The following is a 20,006-nucleotide window of genomic DNA, read 5'->3' on the forward strand; positions in this document are numbered from 1 at the left end:
CGGGGCGGCGGCCGCAGCCGCCGCGAGGATCAGAATTCCTGCCAGTCGCCGTCGTTGGAAACGACGGTGCTGGAGTGGGTACGGCGGATCGGTGCGGGCGTCGACAGCGGCTGCGAGGCCGCGGGGCTGGCGGCCTTCGGTGCGACCTTCGCGGTCACCGCCTTCACTGCGACGGCGACCTGGTTGTCGAGGCGGAAGATCGCCACGGCGTCGGCCAGCTGCGCGGCCTGCTCTTCCATCGCACGTGCGGCGGCGGTGGCTTCTTCCACCAGCGCGGCGTTCTGCTGGGTGGTTTCATCCATCTGCACCACGGTCTGGTTGACCTGTTCGATGCCGGCCGACTGTTCCTGCGAGGCAGCGGAGATCTCGGCCATGATGTCGGTCACGCGCTGCACCGAGGCGACGATCTCGCCCATGGTGCTGCCGGCCTGGTGGACCAGGCTGGAGCCTTCGGCGACCTTGCCGACCGAATCATCGATCAGGCCCTTGATCTCCTTGGCGGCGGCGGCCGAGCGCTGGGCGAGGGTACGCACCTCGCTGGCGACCACGGCGAAGCCACGGCCCTGTTCGCCGGCACGGGCGGCTTCGACTGCGGCATTCAGCGCCAGGATGTTGGTCTGGAAGGCGATGCCGTCGATCACCGAAATGATCTCGGCGATCTTCTTGGAGGAGGCTTCGATGGCCGACATGGTGGTGACCACCTGGCCGACCACTTCGCCGCCCTGCGAGGCCACGCCATGCGCACCGATGGCGAGCTGGTTGGCCTGGCGTGCGTGCTCGGCGTTCTGGCGCACGGTGGAGGTCAGTTCCTCCATCGACGCGGCGGTTTCTTCCAGGTTGGCGGCCTGCTGCTCGGTGCGGCGCGACAGGTCACTGTTGCCCGAGGCGATTTCGCCGGCCGACAGGGTGATGCTGGAGGCGCTGAGCTGGATCTGGCCAACGATCTGGGTCAGCTGGCTGACCGTGGCGTTGGCATCGTCACGCATGCGCGCGAACACACCCTGGTAGTCACCGTGCATGCGCGCGGTCAGGTCACCGTCGGCGATCGACGACAGCAGCTGTGAGAGCTTGCCGAGGTTGTCATCACTGACCGCCATCATGGCGTTGAGGTTTTCCAGCATGGTGCGGAAATCGTGATCGAAGCGCTGTGCGTCGCCGCGCTGGCTGAAGTCACCGGCGGCTGCGGCGCTGGCCAGCTGCTTGATCTCGGCATTGATGCGGCCGAGGTTGGCCTTGACCGTGTCGACGGTGGTGGTCATCGCCGCCTTCTCGCCCGGGTAGCGGGCGATGTCGCTGCTGAGGTCGCCGACGGCGTACTGCTGCACGACGTTCAGTACATCGTGCAGGGTCTGCACGTGGCTGCCGACGAGGACATTGGTTTCCTGCACCATCAGTCCGTATTCGCCGGGGAAGGCGCTGGCGTCGATACGGTAGCTGAGTTCACCTTCATCGTGACGGCGCGCCATCTCGCGCTGGCCACTGATGACCGCGTGCAGTTGCTGCTGCATGCGTGACATCGCTTCGAGCAGGCGACCGGGTTCGTCATGCGGCTGCGGACCGATGTGGCTGTCCAGCTTGCCGCCGGCGATGCCCTCTGCGACGGCAGTGGCCTGCTTCAGCGGACGCGCGATGCGGTTGCCGATGACCCAGCTCAATGCGAGCACGATCAGCACCAGCACGCCGCCGGCCAGGGTCATGATGGCGGTGAAGACCAGTGCCTGCTGCTGCACGTCATCCATGTAGACGCCGCTGCTGACCACCCAGTTCCACGGCTTGAACAGGCCGGCATAGGCGACCTTTTCGATCTCGCCCTTCTCCCCCGGCTTGGCCCAGCGATAGGCGACGAAGCCGCCGCCGGCCTTGGCCGCTTCGATCTGGTCGTAGTAGATGCGGATGCCATCGCCGGTACGGAAATCCTTCATGTCCTTGCCCACCAGATCCTTGCGGAACGGGTGCATGAGCACGTGATAGCCGGTGTCGTAGATGTTGTAGTAGTAGGTATCGTTGTGCGCGCGCATGACTTCCAGCGCCTGCAGCGCGGCGGCCTTGGCGGCTTCTTCGCTGAGCTCACCGGTTCCGGCGAGGCGGTGGTAGTGGTCGAGGATGCCGTAACTCAGTTCGACCTGGGTCTTCAGCGAAGACTTGCGGGTATCGGTGAGGTCCAGATACTGCATGCGGGCAGCGATCACCGAGAGCGCGATCACGCCAAGCGCGATCAGCAGCGTGAGCAGATTGAGCTTGCGCCGGACGGAGAGATTGCTGAAGTAGTGTTGCCAGCGATGCAGGAGATTCATCGAGCAGTACCCGGGTCGTGGTGGGTGGAGGCGCCGGTGCTGGTCGGGAGCAGCGGTGACATGACCGTTATCGGCCGCGGGGGCGGGGGATTGAGGCGGGCTGTTCGAACGTATTCAGGTTTGCTTGCAGCGGCGGCTGCGGCGCTGCCTGCGGCAGGCTTTGAAGCAACAGCAACAGCAACAGCAACAGCAACGGCAACGGCGGTTGGTCGGCTCTGCGATGTTGAGAGGGAGCCGCGCGGGGATGGGCTGGCGGGACACGCCGTAAACCCATCCATGGGGGCTCGATGGCGCCATCCATGGCGCCATCCATGGCGCCAACGGTCCCGCCAGCCCATCCCCGCACGACTCATCCGGCATTCCAATGTCGGACGGCAAGAGCGTTGGGTTTCCAGGTGGAAAGAGGGGTCAGATCCGTTTTCCTGCGGAAAACGGATCTGACCCCGGAAATGGTGCGGCTGGTGCTCTTGCTCTTCCTTCTTCAATCCGTGGTGGATCGCGCACGGAAACCGTCCGTGGCCGGGAGGGTGGGTTGCGCAGGGGCGTGAGCCGCATGGATGCAGCGACCGAGCTTACATGGACGTACTTGCAGCGGCCCCTGCGCAGCCCACCCTCCCGGCCAACCTGCAGCGGACATGCGTATTTCGCGATTCACCACGAGGGGCTTCGCCGTTGGCTGGACATCTAGATACCCCGTAAACGAAAACGCCCCGGCGTAGGGCCAGGGCGTCGTCGTACGTCAGGTCAGGCAGGAATCAGAACTCCTGCCAGTCTCCATCGGCCAGTTCGGTGGCCATCGGGCGGCCGCCAGCGGTGCGACGGGCCGGCGGCGCGACCGGGGCCGGGGCGGCCGGTGCAACAGCACGAGGACCCGGTGCTGCTGCACGTGCTGCCGGCGTGCGCGTGGCGACCAGTATTTCGGCTTCGTCGACCACGAAGATCGATACCGCCTCGCTCAGATGACCCGCCTGTTCTTCCATCGCCCGTGCAGCAGCAGTGGCTTCTTCCACCAGCGCGGCGTTCTGCTGGGTGGTTTCATCCATCTGCACCACGGTCTGGTTGACCTGCTCGATGCCGGCGCTCTGCTCCTGCGAGGCAGCGGAGATCTCGGACATGATGTCGGTGACGCGCTGCACCGAGGCGACGATCTCGCCCATGGTGGCGCCGGCCTTGTGCACCAGTGCGGAACCATCATTGACCTTGCCGACCGAGTCGTCGATCAGGCCCTTGATTTCCTTGGCTGCTGCAGCCGAACGCTGGGCGAGGGTACGCACTTCGCTGGCGACCACGGCGAAGCCACGGCCCTGTTCGCCGGCACGGGCGGCTTCCACTGCGGCGTTCAGCGCCAGGATGTTGGTCTGGAAGGCGATGCCGTCGATCACCGAGATGATCTCGGCGATCTTCTTCGACGAGGCCTGGATGGCCGACATGGTCGTGACCACCTGGCCAACGACTTCACCGCCCTGCGAAGCCACGCCGTGCGCGCCGATGGCAAGCTGGTTGGCCTGGCGGGCGTGCTCGGCGTTCTGGCGCACGGTGGAGGTCAATTCCTCCATCGAGGCGGCGGTTTCTTCCAGATTAGCGGCCTGCTGTTCGGTACGGCGCGACAGGTCGCTGTTGCCGGAAGCAATTTCGCCGGCGGCGGAGCTGATCGCACGGCTGGACTGCTTGATGCGGGTGACGATCTCGCTCAGCTGCGCGGCGGTGGCATTGGCATCGTCGCGCATGCGGGCGAACACGCCCTGGTAGTCGCCGTGCATGCGCACGGTCAGGTCGCCCTGCGACAGCGCTGAAAGCAGGCCGGAAATCTGTTCGATGCTGCCCGAGTTGGCGTCCAGCAGGCCGTTGATCTGCTGGGCCAGCTGCAGGAAGAAGCCTTCCTTGTCGCTGGCATCGATGCGGCCGGACAGGTCGCCGGCAGCGGCCTGGGCGATCACGCGTGCCACTTCCGCCTCGACCTGCGCTTCCTGGGTGCGGTCGCGCCATTCCACCACATAGCCGACGGTGTCGCCGTCTTCGTTGCGGATGGTCGACACGACCTGGGCGAACTGGGCATCGCCGTACTGCATCGGGCGGCGGGCAACGCCATGCTGCTTGAGGTTGGCCAGCAGGGTATTGTCCATCTCGCCACGGTGCTCGAGCACGGTGACCGGCTTGCCGACCAGCGAGGCGTGAACGTCGAAGTCGGGCAGGTCGCGGCGCAGCTCGTCCTGGTACTGGGCGAGGGTCTGCTGCAGGGCGCGGTTGCTGTAGACGATGGTGTTGTCGGGGTCGGTCAGGTAGACGCCGGTCGAGCTGTAATCCAGCGCGGTGCGGATGCGCAGGTTCTCGCGGGCGATGGCCTGGTCGGTTTCGATGCGCTCGCGGAGGTCGCGCTGCATGCGCTGCATGGCCTGCATCAGCTCGCCCACTTCGTCCTGGCGGCTGACATCGATGTGACCATCGAGCTTGCCACCGGCGACATCGTTGGCCACCGAAACGGCGCCACGCACGCTGCCGACCAGGGCGCGGGCGAACAGCCACACCAGCACCAGGCCCAGGGCGGCGCCGCCGAGCAGCGCGATCACGGTCAGCGCGGCCGAGGCGGAGTAGGTGGAGGCGGCTTCGTCGCGCGAGGCGCGGGCGAGGCGGTTGTCTTCGGCGATCAGCGCTTCCAGCGCGGCGCCCGCCTTGCGGTGTTTGGTGCGGGTCTCGCCGACGAAGGTGTCGATCGCATCGTCGGGCAGGTCCAGTTCCAGCATTTCGGTGACGCTGTCATAGGAGGCCAGCGCGTCCTTCCAGTCCTTGGCGAAGGTGTCGAACAGCTTCTTCTGCTGTGCGTTGTCGACCAGCTTCGGATAGTCCTTGATCGACTTGTCCATGCTGGTGCGCAGTTCGACGGTCCGCTTGCGGGCGTCAGCCTTGACGTCGTCGCTGGCGCGGATCAGCTGCTGGTAGGCGCTGTTGCGGTACTCGCCGAGCATGCCGCGCATTTCGCCTGCCATGCGGATGCTCTCCATCCGCGAACCCGCCAGTTCGGTGGTCACGTTGTTCAGCGAATGCAGGCCACGGTAGGCGACGATGCCCTGCAGCAGCATCACCAGCAAGAGGACACCGAAGGTCAGCATGAGCTTCGGCATCAGTTTCAGGTTGTTGATCCACGGCATGGGCGTTGCGATCTCCTAAGGCAGACGCGGCCGGGCGCGGGGCCCGGTTGCAGCAGCCGCGCCGGCACGCTGGCCGGCGCGGTCTGACGGACAGCGGATTACTTGATGTTGGCCAGCTTCAGGCTGGACGGCGAGCTGACTTCGATTTCCGCACGCGAAGCATCGCGCTGGATCTTGCCGATCACGCACACGGTCTTGCCTTCCAGGGTTTCCAGCGGGAAGGAGAACTTGCCGCGGTTCTCGCCGGCGATACGTGCCGAGAAGGTGTGGCGCGGGAAGGCGCCGCCCATGTACAGGAAGGTCGGCTGGCCTTCGGAACCTTCTGCGAAGCGGGCCTTTTCGACCTTGCCGCAGACCATGCCGTCCTTGCCGACGGCGCGCGGTGCCATCTCCGGCGGAATCATCTCGGCCGACTGCGCGAAGGCGGAGGAAGCGGTGGTGGCCAGGACGGCAGCCGAAACGAACGCAAGCAGGGACTTCATCGGGGTGATTCTCCGGGGATGGTGATGGTGGATCCGGCCTTGGCGCGTTCCTGCGCGACCGGCTTCTGTCCCCCTATCGGCATGGATGGGGGGAACTGAAGGGCTGCGTAACAGAAACGTGAAGAAGGTCCGTTTGTTCAGGCGGCGGCGTCTTCGACGACGTGGGTCTGGCCCATGTCGGCGCTGTCCAGCAGGGTTTCGATATCCAGCAGGATCAACATGCGGTCGTCATGGGTACCGATGCCGGAGATGAATCGGGTGTCGACGGCGGCGCCGAATTCCGGGGTCGGGCGGATCTGCTCGGCCGACAACGGGATCACGTCGGAGACGCTGTCGACCACGATGCCGACCACGCGGTCTTCCACGTTGAGCACGATCATCACGGTGAAGGCGTCGTAGCGGGCATCTTCCAGGCGCAGCTTCAGGCGCAGGTCGATCACCGGCACGATGGTGCCGCGCAGGTTGATGACACCCTTGATGTAGTCCGGGGCATCGGGGACGCGGGTGACGGCGTCATAGCCACGGATTTCCTGCACCTTGAGGATGTCCACGCCGTAGTGCTCGGCACCGAGGGTGAAGCTGAGGAATTCGCCATCGGCGCCGGCGGCGGAGCTGTTCTTGTCGTTCATCGAGGGGTCCTTGTTCTGCCGGAAGTGCCGGTGTCAGGCTCGATATCGGCCCCGCGGTGGGGGACTTTAGAGATCTGGTGGTGCTGGCCGCGGGCCGGCAATTCCTGCATCCACGCATGGCGTGGATCTACCAGGAACCATGCATCCACGCATGGCGTGGATCTACCAGGAACCATGAATCCACGCATGGCGTGGATCTACCAGGAACCATGAATCCACGCATGGCGTGGATCTGCCGGGGCCATGAATCCACGCAGGGCGTGGATCTACCTGGGATGGGTAGTGCCGGCCGCTGGCCGGCAGATGCCGCCGTGGGTGCTTCAGAGCTCGCCGTTGCGGCGTGCCTTGCGCTGGCGGTCGATGCGGAAGATGTAGCGCTGGATGGCGCTGTCGCCACCGCGCGGCAGGTCGTCGAAGCGCATGCCGACGCGCTTGACCTCGGTGCCGTTGGGCAGGCGTTGCGGCAGCAGGTTGCAGACCACAAGTTCGATCTGCAGGTCCGGGCCATCGGGCATCGACAGCTGCGCCCGGTAGCGCTGTTGCAGGCTGAAGATCGCGCAGTCGGTGGGTACGGTCACCGCCAGCCCGCCGCCACTGATGTCCACTACCCGCATCGACAACGCTTCGGCGCGGGCCTCGCCCGGGGGCAGCAGCAACTGCGGTGAATCGGTGATGGGGGTCTCCAGGCGGTACATTTCACGCCGTTGCAGGTGCACCAGCTCCTCGGGGAACGGTGCCCGGAAGGCGACGTGGCCTTCGTTGTCCACGCGCTGCAGGTCATGCAGGCGGAAACGCACCAGTACCCGTTCCAGCTGGGCGAAACAAAGCAGGTGGTCAGCCTGTTCGGCGGCGCGGTTGGAGGCTTCCTGCGGGCTGCCATCGAGCAACAGGATGTCCTCGTCCTCGTTCAGTTCGAGCAGGGCCGTCGGGAAGGAGCGGTCGCGGCCATCGATATGGGCGTTGATCAGTGATCGCTGCTCGATCAGGGAACGCAGCAGCTGCCGCACCTGGCGGGGATTGCGGACCAGAAAGCGATCGTCGGCGGCGTCGGCCGCATGGACTTCGGGCGGTGCAGTGTCGTGGCCGTCGGACATGGAATCTGTGGTCAGGGGCGGGCGCCAACGCGTGTGGGCGCGTGGCTCGAAAGAAGTATCGGCTGCGTTGCGGATTTATGTAGCACCGGACGCGTTCGCCTGCTTCGTTGCGCCATGCCGGAAGCCGAAGGGCAAGCTGGACGCTGGGACCGGGCATGGCCCGGCGCCAGCTGTCCGCTGTCGGGGTGGCGCGGGGCCACCCCGATGCTGCGATCAGAACTCCTGCCAGTCGCCGTCGCCGGCCAGCACCGGCTGTGCAACGGGCTTGCGCACGCGCGATGGCGTGGCGATGGGGGCGGACGCCGCTTTGCGCGGAGCACTGCCGGCTGTGGCCATCGCTGCACGCGGCATCGCATTGCCTGCACCCGGTGCGGCCAGGCGGAAGCGTGCAACGGCTTCGCCCAGCTGCGCGGCCTGGTCTTCCATCGCCCGTGCTGCAGCAGTGGCTTCTTCCACCAGCGCGGCGTTCTGCTGGGTGGTTTCATCCATCTGCACCACGGTCTGGTTGACCTGCTCGATGCCCGCCGACTGTTCCTGCGAGGCGGCAGAAATCTCGGCCATGATGTCGGTCACGCGCTGCACCGAGGCGACGATCTCGCCCATGGTGCTGCCGGCCTGGTGGACCAGGCTGGAGCCTTCGGCGACCTTGCCGACCGATTCGTCGATCAGGCCCTTGATCTCCTTGGCGGCGGCGGCCGAGCGCTGGGCGAGGGTACGCACCTCGCTGGCGACCACGGCGAAGCCACGGCCCTGTTCACCGGCACGGGCGGCTTCCACCGCAGCGTTCAGCGCCAGGATGTTGGTCTGGAAGGCGATGCCATCGATGACCGAGATGATCTCGGCGATCTTCTTCGAGGACGCTTCGATGGCCGACATGGTGGTGACCACCTGGCCGACCACTTCGCCGCCCTGCGAGGCCACGCCGTGCGCGCCGATGGCAAGCTGGTTGGCCTGGCGGGCGTGCTCGGCGTTCTGGCGCACGGTGGAGGTCAGCTCCTCCATCGAGGCCGCGGTTTCTTCCAGATTCGCGGCCTGCTGTTCGGTACGGCGCGACAGGTCGCTGTTGCCCGAGGCGATTTCGCCTGAGGCCAGGGTGATGCTGGAGGTGCTGGCCTGGATCTGGCTGACGATCTGGGTCAGCTGGGCAACCGTGGTGTTGGCATCATCGCGCATGCGGGCGAACACGCCGTGGAACTGGCCGTCCATGCGTGCGGTTAGGTCCCCCGCGGCGATCGCCTGCAGCAGCTGCGACAGCTGGCCCAGGTTGCCGTCGGCAACCTGCATCATGCTGTTCAACTGCTCGATCATCACGCGGAAATCGTGATCGAAGCGCTGCGCATCGCCACGCTGGCTGAAGTCGCCGGCGGCGGCGGCCGAGGCCAACTGCTGGATCTGCGTGTTGATCGCCAGCAGGCTGGCCTTGGCCGCATCCATCGATTCGTGCAGGATCGCGCGGCTGCCCGGCAACCGGCGCGCATCGGGGGCGAGGTTGCCGGTGGCGTACTGGTTGAGCACATCGATGGCATCGCGGATCGCATCGAGGTGCTCGAAGATCACCGTGTTGATGCCGCCGGCGAGCTGGCCATAGACGCCCGGGAAGTCTTCCGGAATGCGGTGGCTGATATCGGGACCGGCATGCATCTGTGCCATCAGCTGGGTCTGCTCGGAGAAGCGACGCAGCATCGCGGTCATCTCTGCGGTGGCGGCCAGCATGCGGCCCGCCTCATCCTTGCCGGTGGCCTGGGTGGTGACGCTGAGATCGCCCCGGGCGACGGCCTGGATGGCATGCACGGCCTTGCCCAGCGGACCGACCACGGCGCGCGAGATGACCACGGCCAGGGTGGCGGCGACCACGACCAGCAGCACGATGGCGGCGATGATGGCCAGCATGCTGTTGCGGTGGGTGGCGTTGGCGTCGTCGATCTTGCCCTGCATCTGGGTTCCCAGCAGCGCACCCAGCGCCTTCAGGTCCTCAAAGGCCTTGCGGCGCAGCGGGCGCGACTGCTCATCGGAAATCTGCCGGGCGGCCTCGCCATCACCCGCTGTCGCCGCTTCGCGCAGCTTGGTATTGGCGGCGAAGTAGCCATCAACGTCGGCCTGCACGGCCTGGTACAGCGTGCGCTCCTTGTCGCCGGCCGGCAGCTTGGCATAGGCGGCCAGCTGCTCGCGCACTACGGCAGCGGTGTCGTTCATGCGCTTGTTGTAGTCGGCCACCTTTTCCGGCTGGTCCAGCATGCTGATCTGGGCCAGTTCATAGGTGCGGAACTCACCCAGCTGCGAGCGCACTTCACCGAGGTACTGCACCGATGGGATGTCGTTGGTCGCCATCGAGGTCAGCTTGGCATTGGCTTCGGACAGGCGGACCAGGGCGAATGCACCCAGCACGACGGTCATCAGGGTGGTCAGGGTGAATCCCACAGCCAGCTTGCGGGCGATGGGCAGATCGTGGAACCACTTCATGCAGGGTGCTCCAAGGTGGGCAGAATGCTGGCGGCGGCGCCGCTGGCAAAAAGGTCGTTGCAGGAGGGAACGGTCGTGCCGGGTGGGGGTTCGGTGACTGCCGTCATGCCGAGATAGCGGCGCCTGTGCGGCGGACTTTATGGACCTGTGTCACATTCGCTGGCGTAGGGAGATGCAACGCAAAGCACGCTATGGCGGGGCTTTCGCATCGATATCGTGGTTTCAGGCGAAACCATGCGGATGATGGGGTTCACAGTGCGGGTTGACGGAGTTCACACCAGACCGCGCAGCCCTGTCAGGCGCGAAGGAGGGGGTGTTGTACGCGCGCGCAAATAGAAACCGCCGCCCCGGAGGGCGGCGGTCAGGCACAGCGCGCGGAGCGGCTCAGGCGGCCTGCGGCACCCGCAGCGAACGCACCAGGCCGCCGATGTCGACGATCAGGGCGACGCGGCCGTCGCCGAGGATGGTGGCGCCGGATACGCCACCGATGCGGCGGTAGTTGTTCTCGATGTTCTTCACCACGACCTGCTGCTGGCCCACCAGTTCGTCCACTTCCAGCGCGATCTTCTGGCCATCACCTTCCACCACCACCACCAGCGATTCACTGCCGGGTGCGCGCTGTCCATAGCCGTAGTACTCGCTCAGCGACAGGATCGGCAGGTACTCACCACGCACGCGCAGCACGCGGCCTTCGCCGGCCATGCTGCGGATGTCCTCGGGCTGCGGCTGCAGTGCTTCGAGCACGTAGGCCAGGGGCAGGATCAGGGTTTCGCCGGCCACCGCCACGGTCATGCCGTCGAGGATGGCCAGGGTCAGCGGCAGCCGGATCAGCGTACGGGTGCCGGTGCCGAGGCCGCTTTCAATCTGCACCTCGCCACCGAGCGCCTGGATGTTGCGGCGGACCACGTCCATGCCGACGCCACGGCCGGACAGGTCGGTGACCGCATCGGCGGTGGAGAAGCCGGGCTGGAAGATCAGGTCCCAGACCTGGGAATCGGTCGGATTGTCCGGCACGGCCAGGCCGCGCTCGTGCGCCTTGGCCAGGATCTTCTCGCGATTCAGGCCGCGACCGTCGTCGCTGACCTCGATGACGATGTGACCGCCCTGGTGCGAAGCGGCCAGGGTGATCGTGCCGGTCTCGTCCTTGCCGGCATCGCGACGCACGTCGGGCATTTCCAGGCCGTGGTCGATGGAGTTGCGGACCAGATGCACCAGCGGATCGGCGATCTTTTCGATCAGGCCCTTGTCCAGTTCGGTGCCTTCGCCGATCGTGCGCAGGCGCACGTGCTTGCCGAGGCGGCCGGACAGGTCGCGGACCAGGCGCGGGAAGCGGCGGAAGACTGCATCGACCGGCAGCATGCGCACGCCGATCACCGCTTCCTGCAGGTCGCGGGTATTGCGTTCAAGCAGGTCCAGGCCAGCGAACAGGCTCTCGGCATGGACCGGATCCAGCGCGTGCGAGACCTGCTTGAGCATGGCCTGAGTGATGACCAGTTCGCCGACCAGGTTGATCAGTGCATCGACCTTGTCGACGCTGACGCGGATGGAGGTTTCCGCTTCCTGGCTGGTGCCGGCGCTCGCCGTCGGTGCGGCAGCGGCAGGTGCGACGGCGGCCACCGGCGCGGCAGCCGGTGCCTGCGTCGCCAGGTTTGGCGGTGCGGCCGGACGGATGTCCAGCTCGCAGTCGTCCAGCACCCAGGCGAAGGTATCTTCGATCTTGCTGCGCGGCACCTTGCCGACCAGGCCCAGGTCCCACGCAAGGTGGGCTTCGAGTGGATCGAGCTGGGTAAAACCGGGTAGGCGATCCATGCGTGCGGCCACCTGCAGCGAACCCAGGTGTTCCAGTTCGCGGATGATGCGCAGCGGGTCGTTGCCGCTCATGAACAGCGACGGCGCCGGGGTGAAGCCGATCTGCCAGGCTTCCGGCGTGTCGTCGACCTTGCTGGCGGCGGCCGGCGCAGCGGCGGCTGGCGCATGGCCGGACAGCACCGATTCCAGGCGCGCCTTCACCGCGGCAACCGCTGCGGGGTCGGCGGGCTGGCCGTGCTCGGCCTCGCGCAACAGGGCACGCAGCACGTCCACCGACGACAGCATCGCATCGACGGCGTTGCCTTCCAGCGCGCGCTTGCCGGCACGCAGCTCATCCAGCAGCGTCTCCAGCACGTGGGTCAACCCGGCGATGGCATCGAAGCCGAACGTGCCGGCGCCACCCTTGATGGAGTGGGCCGCACGGAACACTGAGTTGATGATCTCCGGGTCCTGTTGTCCCGATTCCAGGGCCAGCAGGCCAGCCTCCATGGCGTCGAGGCCTTCGCGGCTCTCCTCGAAGAAAGTGGCGTGGAAGCGTTGCAGGTCCATGCTCATGGCAGTGGCGATCCGGAAGCGAAGAGGGGGAGCAGTGCGGGGCGATCAGCCCAGCACTTTCTGCACGGTGGCGACCAGCTGTTCGGGATTGAACGGCTTGACCAGCCAGCCGGTGGCACCGGCGGCCTTGCCTTCGGACTTCTTGTCCGCGGCCGATTCGGTGGTCAGCATCAACATCGGCGTGAACTTGTAGTCCGGCAGCTGGCGCAGTTCGCGGATCAGCGCGATGCCGTCCATGTTCGGCATGTTGACGTCGGTGACCACCGCATTGAAGCGCTGGCCCTTGGCACGTCCGAGCGCGACCGCGCCGTCTTCAGCTTCTTCGACGGCAAAACCGGCCGAGGTGAGGGCGAAGGAAACCATCTGGCGCATCGACGCCGAATCGTCCACCACCAAGATACGTGCGCTCATGCAGCGTTCTCCACAGATTTCAGGTTGTCATGGGGTACGTCCAGGCCCAGGGCCTGGGTGACGCCCAACAGGCGTGCAGCGTCACGGAAGGTTGCAGTGCAACCGTGGAAGCCGGTGCCCAGGCCTGCCTCGCGGCGGGCCTGCACGAAGGCACACAGCACCTGCACGCTGGCGGTATGGATGCGACCGACCTGGCTTGCATCCAGGGTCAGCTCGCCTGCTTCCGCCACCAAGGGCGAAAGGCGGTTCTTGAGCTCGGTGCTGCTCTCGATGCCGAGATCCTCACCCAGTTCGACAGTGCTCATCGTTGCTCCGGACAAACGGTTCCAGCATTCATAACGGCACCGCGCGGTAGTTCTTTAGGGGCGTGATCGGCGCGAAGTGCCGATTCACCCCAGCAGCTGCGTGGCGTCGAGCAGGATCATCGGCCGTTGGCTGATACGGGCCACGCCGCGGAACAGGTCATTGGAGATCTGGCAGATGCGGGCGGTATCGGGCGGTTCGATCTGCGAGTCGGTCAGGTTGGCGACATCCTCCACGGCCGATACACGTAGGCCCAGGGTCTCGCCGTTCTCTTCGAGCACGACGATGCGGGTCTGCGCGTCATCCTCGGCGGACGCCGCGCCCAGGTGCAGGCCAAGATCCATCACCGGCACCACCTGGCCGCGCAGGTTCATGATGCCGAGCATTTCCGGGGCGGTACCGCGCAATGGCAGCAACGGCACCGGCAGTACCACTTCCTGCACCTTCAGCAGCTCCAACGCGTAGGCCTGGGTGCCGCAGCGCAGGCGCAGCCAGCGCGAGGTGCGCTCGCCGGCGCGGCGGTTCTGCGGGTGCGGACTGCTGGCGGGCTGATGCGCCTGCGCCTGCAGCTCCTGCCAGGTCCCGGGGCGGTTGCTGGATGGGGTGTCGACTGCGATCCGTGGCGGCGGCGTTACGGCGGCGCGGGTCATCGACGGCATCGCTGCCGGTGCCGGGCGCGCTGCAGGCGTGGCAACGGCCGGCGCGGTGATGGCAGCAACCACCTCGCCGTCGGCGGCGGCTTCGAACGCGGCCTGCAGCCCGGGGCTGTCCATGTGCGCGAGGCTGTCGGCGGCGTCGGTTTCGTAGATCACTTCGTCCGGCAGGTCATCCCAAGTGGGTTCCGGCGCGGGCGGTGCGGCAGGGGCAACGGCCACGGGCGTGGTTTCATGGACGACTTCAGCCGGCAGATCGTCCCAGGTCGGCTCGCGGTCGGCGTCCGCCGCAGGTGCGGCGACGGCGTCAAAGGCGGCTTCGAGGGAAGCATCGTCGCTGGCCGGGGCGGCCGTGACGGTGTCGGTTTCGTAGATCACCTCGGCCGGAAGATCGTCCCAGGTCGGCTCGCGCTCGGTGTCGGCCGTGGGCGCGGTGGCGGCGTCGAACGCGGCTTCGAGGGAAGCATCGTCATTGGCCGGGGCGGCTACGACAGTGTCGGTTTCGTAGATCACCTCGGCCGGCAGATCATCCCAGGTCGGCTCGCGTTCGGCGTCGGCCGCTGCGCTCGTTGGGCGGGGCACGGCATCAGCTGCGACCGGTGCGACGGCAATGTCGCCGAGCAGCTCGTCCAGATAGTCATCCAGCATGCCGGTGGTGTTCATGCCGCCTGCTCCAGGGCACGTGCGTCCTCACCGAGGATCCAGTTCAACGCGCGGCGATAGGCCGCCAGGCCACGGCCCGGGTAGTCCTCGCCGATGCTTGGCAGGGTCAGCCCGGCCGCATTGCTGATACGGGTGTCGATCGGGATCGCATCTTCCCAGACGCGGCTTGCGTGGCGGTCCTGCATGGCGCGCAGCGATTCATTGCCGGTGCGGGTGCGGCGGTCGAACAGCGTTGGCAGGATCGAGATCGGCAGCGGGCGGCGGCGCGAACGCTCGACCATCTCGCCAGTGCGGACCATGCCATCCAGGCCGTGCAGGGCCAGCGGCTCGGCCTGGGTGGGAATGATCAGGCGATCGGCCGCGGCCAGTGCGTTGATCATCAGCAGGCCCAGCGTCGGTGCGCAGTCCAGCAGGATGTAGTCGTGCTGGCCCTGGTGGCGGGCGAGGGCGTTCTGCAGTGCCAGGCCCAGGCCCGGCTGGTTGGCGCTGCGTCGTTCCAGCGTGGCCAGCGAGGCTTGCGCGCACACGTAATCGAGCCCGTCGATGTTGCTGGCGTGACTGAGCGTGGACAGGTCGGCTGGCGGTGCGCTGAACAGTTCCAGCACGCCAGTGGGTGCCGGTTCGATCGGCACACCGAAGGCGCGGGTCAGCGAAGCATGCGGATCGAGATCGATCAGCAGCACGCGGTGGCCGAGCGCGGCCAGGCCGCGACCGAGGGCGAGGGTGGTGGTGGTCTTGCCGACTCCGCCCTTCTGGTTGGCGACTGCCCAGATGCGCATCGGATTACTCCTTCATTGCCGGGGGAACGGCGGCGCCGACACGGCTGCCAGCCGGCACCGGTGGCAACTGCACCGGTGCGGTGGGGGAAGTGGGGGTGGCCGGCGCTGCGGCGGCCTGGTCGCTGGCGCCACGTGTGGCGCCGGTGGCGGCATTCAGGCGTTCGCCGAGCGGGTCCACAGAATGACTGGTGTCGGCCAGGATGATGACCATCACCCGCCGGTTGCGGTTGCGGCCCTGCGCGCTGTCATTCTCTTCGCGCGGGCGGAACTGGCCATAGCCGACCATCGCCAGCCGCGACGGCTGCAGGCCCTGGTCGGCAAACAGATGCACGACGCTGGCCGCGCGCCCGGCCGACAGTTCCCAGTTGGACGGGAAGGTGGCGGTGGCGATCGGCACGTTGTCGGTGTGGCCTTCCACGCGCACGCTGTTGGGCACGTCGCGCAGCACGCCGGCCAGGCTGGCCAGGGTGTCGCGCGCGTGCACGTCCAGCGCTGCCGAGCCGGTCGGGAACAGGATGTCGCTGTTGATCTCGACTTCGATCCACAGTTCGGTGCGGCGCACGCTGATCATGCCGCGGTCGATCAGGGGCGCCAGCGCAGCGGTCAGGCGGTCGGCGATGCTGTTGAGCTGCCGCTCGGCACGCGCGATCTGTTCCTGGTTGTGCACCGACACCGGCATGCGCATCTGCGAGGCCATCGCTGGCAGCAGGGTGGGGTCGTGCGACGGCGCCGGAGCGGAAGGGCCGATCCTGGTGCCGGACTTGATCACCGACGGGCTGTCCCAGCCGCCGCCCTGCACCTGCTTGTTGCCCACCTGCACCGGATTGATGGTGCGCGGCGCGCCACCGAAGGCATCGGTGAGAGCGTCGGCCATGATCCGGTACTTGCCCTCGTTGACCGAGGAGATCGCGTACATGACCACGAAGAAGGCGAGCAGCAGCGTCATCAGGTCGGCATAGGGGATGGCCCATGCTTCGTGGTTTGCGTGCTCTTCGTGGTGCTTGCGGCGGGCCATGTCAGTGCAGGAAGCCGGAGAGGTTGGTTTCGATGTTGCGCGGGTTCTCGCCCTGGGCGATCGAGATCAGGCCTTCGATGACCATTTCGCGGTCGCGGCTGGAATGGGCGATCACGCCCTTCAGCTTGGCGGCGATGGGCAGGAACAGCAGGTTGGCCGAGGCGATGCCGTAGATGGTGGCGGTGAAGGCGGCGGCGATGCCGTGGCCGAGCTTGCTCGGATCGGCGAGGTTCTTCATCACCGCGATCAGGCCGAGCACGGCGCCGATGATGCCCAGCGTGGGCGCATAGATGCCCATGCTTTCGAACACCTTGGCGGCGGCCTGGTCCTGGTGCTCCTGGCTGCCCAGTTCGATCTCCAGCATGTGCCGGATCGATTCGGGTTCAACGCCGTCCACCAGCAGCTGCAGGCCCTTGCGCAGGAACGGGTCCTGCTGCGCTTCCACCTGCGATTCCAGACCGAGCAGGCCCTGGCGGCGGGCGATGTTGCTCCATTCCACGATCTGCTGGATCAGTTCGCGACGGTCGCTGTGTGGCGGCCGCACGACCCAGCGCACGATCTTGAAGGCATGCTTGAACACCGCTGGCGAGGTGTGCAGCAGGATGGCGGCGATGGTGCCGACGATGACGATCACGAACGCCGCAGGCGACCACAGCGACGCCAGGCCGGCGCCCTTGAGGATGCTGCCACCGACCAGCGAGGCCAGGGCGAGGAAAAGTCCAATGAGGCTGAGTCTATCCATGGGTCCGGTATCGGCTTGTATGAATGGGACTTGAGACACCGGGAGAATCTGCTGTAACGGAGTTCACAGTTTCTTGTGTCGCCAGGCCTGGCCCGGCGACACGGTGCGCCGGGTTCAGGAACGAGGTCAGTCGTGTGGGCTGCGCAGTCCGTCCACGTCCAGGATCAGGGCCATGCGACCATCGCCGATCAAGGTTGCACCTGCGTAACCGCGCAGGCCGCGCAGGGCCTTGGGCAGTGGCTTGATGACCACTTCCTCGCGCCCGCGCACCTGGTCCACCACCAGCCCGAAGCGCGCTTCACCGGCCTGCAGCACGACGATGGTCAGCAGCGGCGAGGCGGCCGGCGTCACATCCAGCCATTGCCGCAGGTCGACCAGCGCCAGCGTGTGCGAGCGACGGTCCAGCACGGCGCGGCCATCGAACCAGCCCAGCGAGGTGCGCGGTGCATGCAGCACTTCCATCACGCGGGCCAGCGGCAGTGCGTAGACGTCTTCGCCGGCCTGCACCAGCAGGGTCGGCAGGATTGCCAGGGTCAGTGGCACACGGATCATGAAGCGGCTGCCGCGGCCCAGTTCCGACTGGATCTGGATCTGCCCGCTCAGTTCGCGGATGCGCGACTGCACCACGTCCATGCCGACGCCGCGGCCGGAAATGTCGGTGACCTGCTGCTTGGTCGAGAAGCCGGGCAGGAACACCAGATGCAGGCACTCCTCACTGCTCAGGCGGGCAGCGGCCTCCGGATCGATCAGGCCCTTCTCGCGTGCCTTGGCGCGCAGCTTCTCCGGATCGATGCCGGCACCGTCGTCCTGCACTTCGATGCTGACGTAGTCGCCTTCCTGCTGCGCTGAGAGGCGCACGTGGCCCATCCGCGGCTTGCCCTGCGCCTCGCGCAGGTCAGGCATTTCCACGCCATGGTCGATGGCGTTGCGGACCAGGTGCACCAGCGGGTCGGCCAGCGCTTCGACCAGGTTGCGGTCGAGCTCGGTTTCGGCGCCGATCAGTTCCAGGTCCACTTCCTTCTTCAGCGAACGCGCAACGTCGCGCGCCACCTTCGGGAAGCGCGAGAACACCTTGCCGACCGGCTGCATGCGCGTGCGCATCACCGCCGACTGCAGGCGCGCAGTGGCGATGTCCAGCGTCGACACGGCGCGGTCCAGCTCTTCATCGCGCAGGCGCGTGCGCAGCGTCTTCAACCGGTTTCGTGACAGCACCAGTTCGCCGATCAGGTTGACGATCGCATCCAGGCGCTTGGTGTCCACGCGCACGGTGTGTTCGGCTTCGGCGACGGGCTTGTTGGGTGCGGGCCTGGCAGCGGGCGGGGCCGGCGAGGGCGCCGGTCGCGGCGCCGGTACGGCGGCAACCGCTGCGATGGCGTTGCTGCCCGGGGCGGCGCCGCCATGCAGCTGGTCGAGCAATGCCTCGAACTCGTCCTCGCTGATCATGTCGTCGGCCTTCTTCGCCGCCGCCACGGTTGCCGGCGCCTTGCCGCCGTGCAGCTGGTCGAGCAGGGCCTCGAATTCGTCGTCGGTGATCAGGTCTCCAGCGCCCGCATTCGGCGTCGCGGCCGAAGGCGCAGCTGTGCCACCGCCATGCACATCGAACTGGGCGACCAGTTCGGGCGGGGCAAAGCCGGGCTCGGTACCCGAGGACACCGCGTCAAGCATCGACTGCAGGTAGTCCAGTGACTGCTGGGCGGCATCGAAGTGATGTGCCTGCAATACGGCCTGGCCGGCACGCACGGCGCCCAGCGCTTCTTCGGCGGCGTGGCACAGCTCGACCATCGCGGTGATGCCGAGGAAACCTGCGCCGCCTTTCAGCGTGTGGTAGCCACGGAACACCGCGTTGAGCTGTTCACTGTCCTGCGGTGCCTGTTCCAGCGACACCAGCTGTTCGCCGAGGCGATCCAGGATTTCCTGGGCCTCGATGATGAAATCGGCAGTGATGTCGTCGGCTACTGCGCCCATGGTTACAGCCCCAGATCCGACAACAGGTCGTCGGCGTCGTTCTGCGAGACCGCATGGCGGTCCAGTCCCTTCAGTGCCGGCCCAGCCAGTTCCGGATCGGTGCGATGCTGTTCCGGCGGCAGGCCGAGCGCGCCGAACCCTTCGTGCACGCGGCGGACGATGCCGACCACGCGACGGATGATCTGCCCGGTCAGGTCCTGGTAGCTCTGGGTCAGGGCGATCTCGGTGAGGTTGTGGCGGATGCGGTCCAGCTGCACGTCCTGGCCCGGCTGCAGGCCGTCGGCACGCAGCTGTTCGGTCAGCCTGCGGCACTCTTCGGCCAGGTCCAGGGTGCGGTGGGTGGCCTGTTCGGTCATCGCCACCACGTGGTCCAGGCGTGCGCAGGCGTCGTCTAGCTCACCGGCTTCATCGGGCACGGTCGGCAGTTCGCCCAGCGCCTGGCCCAGTTCGCGGGCCAGCCGCGAAAGGCCGCTCATCATCGGCTGGGTGCGCAGCGCGACTAGGCCGTCGATGCGCTGGCGCCACGCCGCCTCGTCGCCGGATTCCAGTGCATCCAGGGCTTCCTGCAGGCGCAGGGCGAGGGCGCTCTTGTCGACCGTGGTGTCCATCAAGCGCTGGCCGCCAGGCGTTCGAAGATCTTGCCGAGCTTCTCTTCCAGCGTCTGTGCGGTGAACGGCTTGATGATGTAACCGTTCACGCCGTTCTGCGCCGCTTCGATGATTTGCTCGCGCTTGGCTTCGGCAGTCACCATCAGCACCGGCAGGGTCTTCAGCTTGGCATCGGCACGGATCGCCTTCAGCAGCTCGATGCCGGTCATCACCGGCATGTTCCAGTCGGTGACCACGAAGTCGAACGGCTGGCTCTGCAGCAACGACAGCGCGGCATGCCCGTCCTCGGCTTCGGCGGTATTGGTGAAGCCCAGATCGCCCAGCAGGTTCTTGACGATACGACGCATGGTCGAGAAATCGTCGACGATCAGGATGCGCATGTTCTTGTTCAAAGCAGA

Annotated in this window: 14 protein-coding genes and 2 pseudogenes; all 16 read right to left on the reverse strand. The window is 66.7% G+C overall.

Annotated features, from left to right (window positions below):
* Positions 1-29: 29 nt before the first annotated feature.
* Complete coding sequence (locus WKB25_RS08500; protein ID WP_340569973.1) at positions 30-2,294, reverse strand: methyl-accepting chemotaxis protein; 2,265 nt, start codon at positions 2,292-2,294, stop codon at positions 30-32.
* A 755-nt stretch (positions 2,295-3,049) separates the two neighbouring features.
* Positions 3,050-5,440 carry a methyl-accepting chemotaxis protein gene (locus tag WKB25_RS08505; protein ID WP_340569974.1) on the reverse strand — a complete coding sequence of 797 codons (2,391 nt, stop codon included), beginning with the start codon at positions 5,438-5,440 and terminating at the stop codon, positions 3,050-3,052.
* Positions 5,441-5,538: 98 nt separating this feature from the next.
* Positions 5,539-5,922, reverse strand: coding sequence for a hypothetical protein (locus tag WKB25_RS08510; protein WP_025878966.1), 384 nt, complete (start codon positions 5,920-5,922; stop codon positions 5,539-5,541).
* 137 nt (positions 5,923-6,059) lie between these two features.
* Positions 6,060-6,669 (reverse strand): annotated as a pseudogene (locus WKB25_RS08515) (chemotaxis protein CheW).
* Between the two features lie 202 nt (positions 6,670-6,871).
* Positions 6,872-7,645 carry a flagellar brake protein gene (locus WKB25_RS08520; protein WP_340569976.1) on the reverse strand — a complete coding sequence of 258 codons (774 nt, stop codon included), beginning with the start codon at positions 7,643-7,645 and terminating at the stop codon, positions 6,872-6,874.
* 213 nt (positions 7,646-7,858) lie between these two features.
* Positions 7,859-10,105, reverse strand: a complete 2,247-nt coding sequence (locus WKB25_RS08525) for a methyl-accepting chemotaxis protein (RefSeq protein WP_340569977.1) — start codon at positions 10,103-10,105, stop codon at positions 7,859-7,861.
* 384 nt (positions 10,106-10,489) lie between these two features.
* Entirely contained in the window at positions 10,490-12,469 is a 1,980-nt protein-coding gene (locus tag WKB25_RS08530; protein WP_340569978.1) for a chemotaxis protein CheA, read from the reverse strand.
* A gap of 45 nt (positions 12,470-12,514) precedes the next feature.
* Positions 12,515-12,880, reverse strand: a complete 366-nt coding sequence (locus WKB25_RS08535) for a response regulator (RefSeq protein ID WP_025878971.1) — start codon at positions 12,878-12,880, stop codon at positions 12,515-12,517.
* The gene (locus WKB25_RS08540) at positions 12,877-13,185 is read right to left on the reverse strand and encodes an STAS domain-containing protein (protein ID WP_059064119.1); all 309 of its coding nucleotides are present in this window, start codon (positions 13,183-13,185) and stop codon (positions 12,877-12,879) included. The genes WKB25_RS08535 and WKB25_RS08540 overlap by 4 nt, the downstream gene beginning before the upstream one ends.
* An 84-nt stretch (positions 13,186-13,269) precedes the next feature.
* The gene (locus tag WKB25_RS08545) at positions 13,270-14,499 is read right to left on the reverse strand and encodes a chemotaxis protein CheW (RefSeq protein ID WP_340569979.1); all 1,230 of its coding nucleotides are present in this window, start codon (positions 14,497-14,499) and stop codon (positions 13,270-13,272) included.
* Entirely contained in the window at positions 14,496-15,278 is a 783-nt protein-coding gene (locus tag WKB25_RS08550; protein WP_340569980.1) for a ParA family protein, read from the reverse strand. Before WKB25_RS08550 ends, WKB25_RS08545 begins: the two co-directional genes overlap by 4 nt.
* Positions 15,279-15,447: 169 nt before the next feature.
* Positions 15,448-16,293, reverse strand: a pseudogene (motD, locus tag WKB25_RS08555) (flagellar motor protein MotD); the annotation flags it as partial.
* Between the two features lies 1 nt (position 16,294).
* Positions 16,295-17,035: a flagellar motor protein gene (locus WKB25_RS08560; RefSeq protein WP_025878976.1), complete on the reverse strand. Its 741-nt coding sequence runs from the start codon at positions 17,033-17,035 to the stop codon at positions 16,295-16,297.
* Between the two features lie 126 nt (positions 17,036-17,161).
* Positions 17,162-19,000: a chemotaxis protein CheA gene (locus WKB25_RS08565; RefSeq protein ID WP_340569982.1), complete on the reverse strand. Its 1,839-nt coding sequence runs from the start codon at positions 18,998-19,000 to the stop codon at positions 17,162-17,164.
* 2 nt (positions 19,001-19,002) lie between these two features.
* Positions 19,003-19,608: a protein phosphatase CheZ gene (locus WKB25_RS08570; protein ID WP_340569983.1), complete on the reverse strand. Its 606-nt coding sequence runs from the start codon at positions 19,606-19,608 to the stop codon at positions 19,003-19,005.
* A complete protein-coding gene (cheY, locus tag WKB25_RS08575; protein ID WP_005413247.1) occupies positions 19,608-20,000 on the reverse strand; it encodes a chemotaxis response regulator CheY in 393 nt (130 codons plus the stop codon). Before cheY ends, WKB25_RS08570 begins: the two co-directional genes overlap by 1 nt.
* Positions 20,001-20,006 lie beyond the last annotated feature (6 nt).

The organism is Stenotrophomonas sp. G106K1, assembly GCF_037969685.1.
Lineage (GTDB): Bacteria > Pseudomonadota > Gammaproteobacteria > Xanthomonadales > Xanthomonadaceae > Stenotrophomonas > Stenotrophomonas lactitubi.

Coding starts and splice junctions, on each gene's coding strand:
- WKB25_RS08520 (WP_340569976.1), bottom strand. CDS start 7,645: ATGTCCGACGGCCACGACACTGCACCGCCCGAAGTCCATGCGGCCGAC.
- WKB25_RS08525 (WP_340569977.1), bottom strand. CDS start 10,105: ATGAAGTGGTTCCACGATCTGCCCATCGCCCGCAAGCTGGCTGTGGGA.
- WKB25_RS08540 (WP_059064119.1), bottom strand. CDS start 13,185: ATGAGCACTGTCGAACTGGGTGAGGATCTCGGCATCGAGAGCAGCACC.
- WKB25_RS08505 (WP_340569974.1), bottom strand. CDS start 5,440: ATGCCGTGGATCAACAACCTGAAACTGATGCCGAAGCTCATGCTGACC.
- WKB25_RS08560 (WP_025878976.1), bottom strand. CDS start 17,035: ATGGATAGACTCAGCCTCATTGGACTTTTCCTCGCCCTGGCCTCGCTG.
- WKB25_RS08570 (WP_340569983.1), bottom strand. CDS start 19,608: ATGGACACCACGGTCGACAAGAGCGCCCTCGCCCTGCGCCTGCAGGAA.
- WKB25_RS08530 (WP_340569978.1), bottom strand. CDS start 12,469: ATGAGCATGGACCTGCAACGCTTCCACGCCACTTTCTTCGAGGAGAGC.
- WKB25_RS08550 (WP_340569980.1), bottom strand. CDS start 15,278: ATGCGCATCTGGGCAGTCGCCAACCAGAAGGGCGGAGTCGGCAAGACC.
- WKB25_RS08565 (WP_340569982.1), bottom strand. CDS start 19,000: ATGGGCGCAGTAGCCGACGACATCACTGCCGATTTCATCATCGAGGCC.
- WKB25_RS08535 (WP_025878971.1), bottom strand. CDS start 12,880: ATGAGCGCACGTATCTTGGTGGTGGACGATTCGGCGTCGATGCGCCAG.
- WKB25_RS08500 (WP_340569973.1), bottom strand. CDS start 2,294: ATGAATCTCCTGCATCGCTGGCAACACTACTTCAGCAATCTCTCCGTC.
- WKB25_RS08510 (WP_025878966.1), bottom strand. CDS start 5,922: ATGAAGTCCCTGCTTGCGTTCGTTTCGGCTGCCGTCCTGGCCACCACC.
- WKB25_RS08545 (WP_340569979.1), bottom strand. CDS start 14,499: ATGAACACCACCGGCATGCTGGATGACTATCTGGACGAGCTGCTCGGC.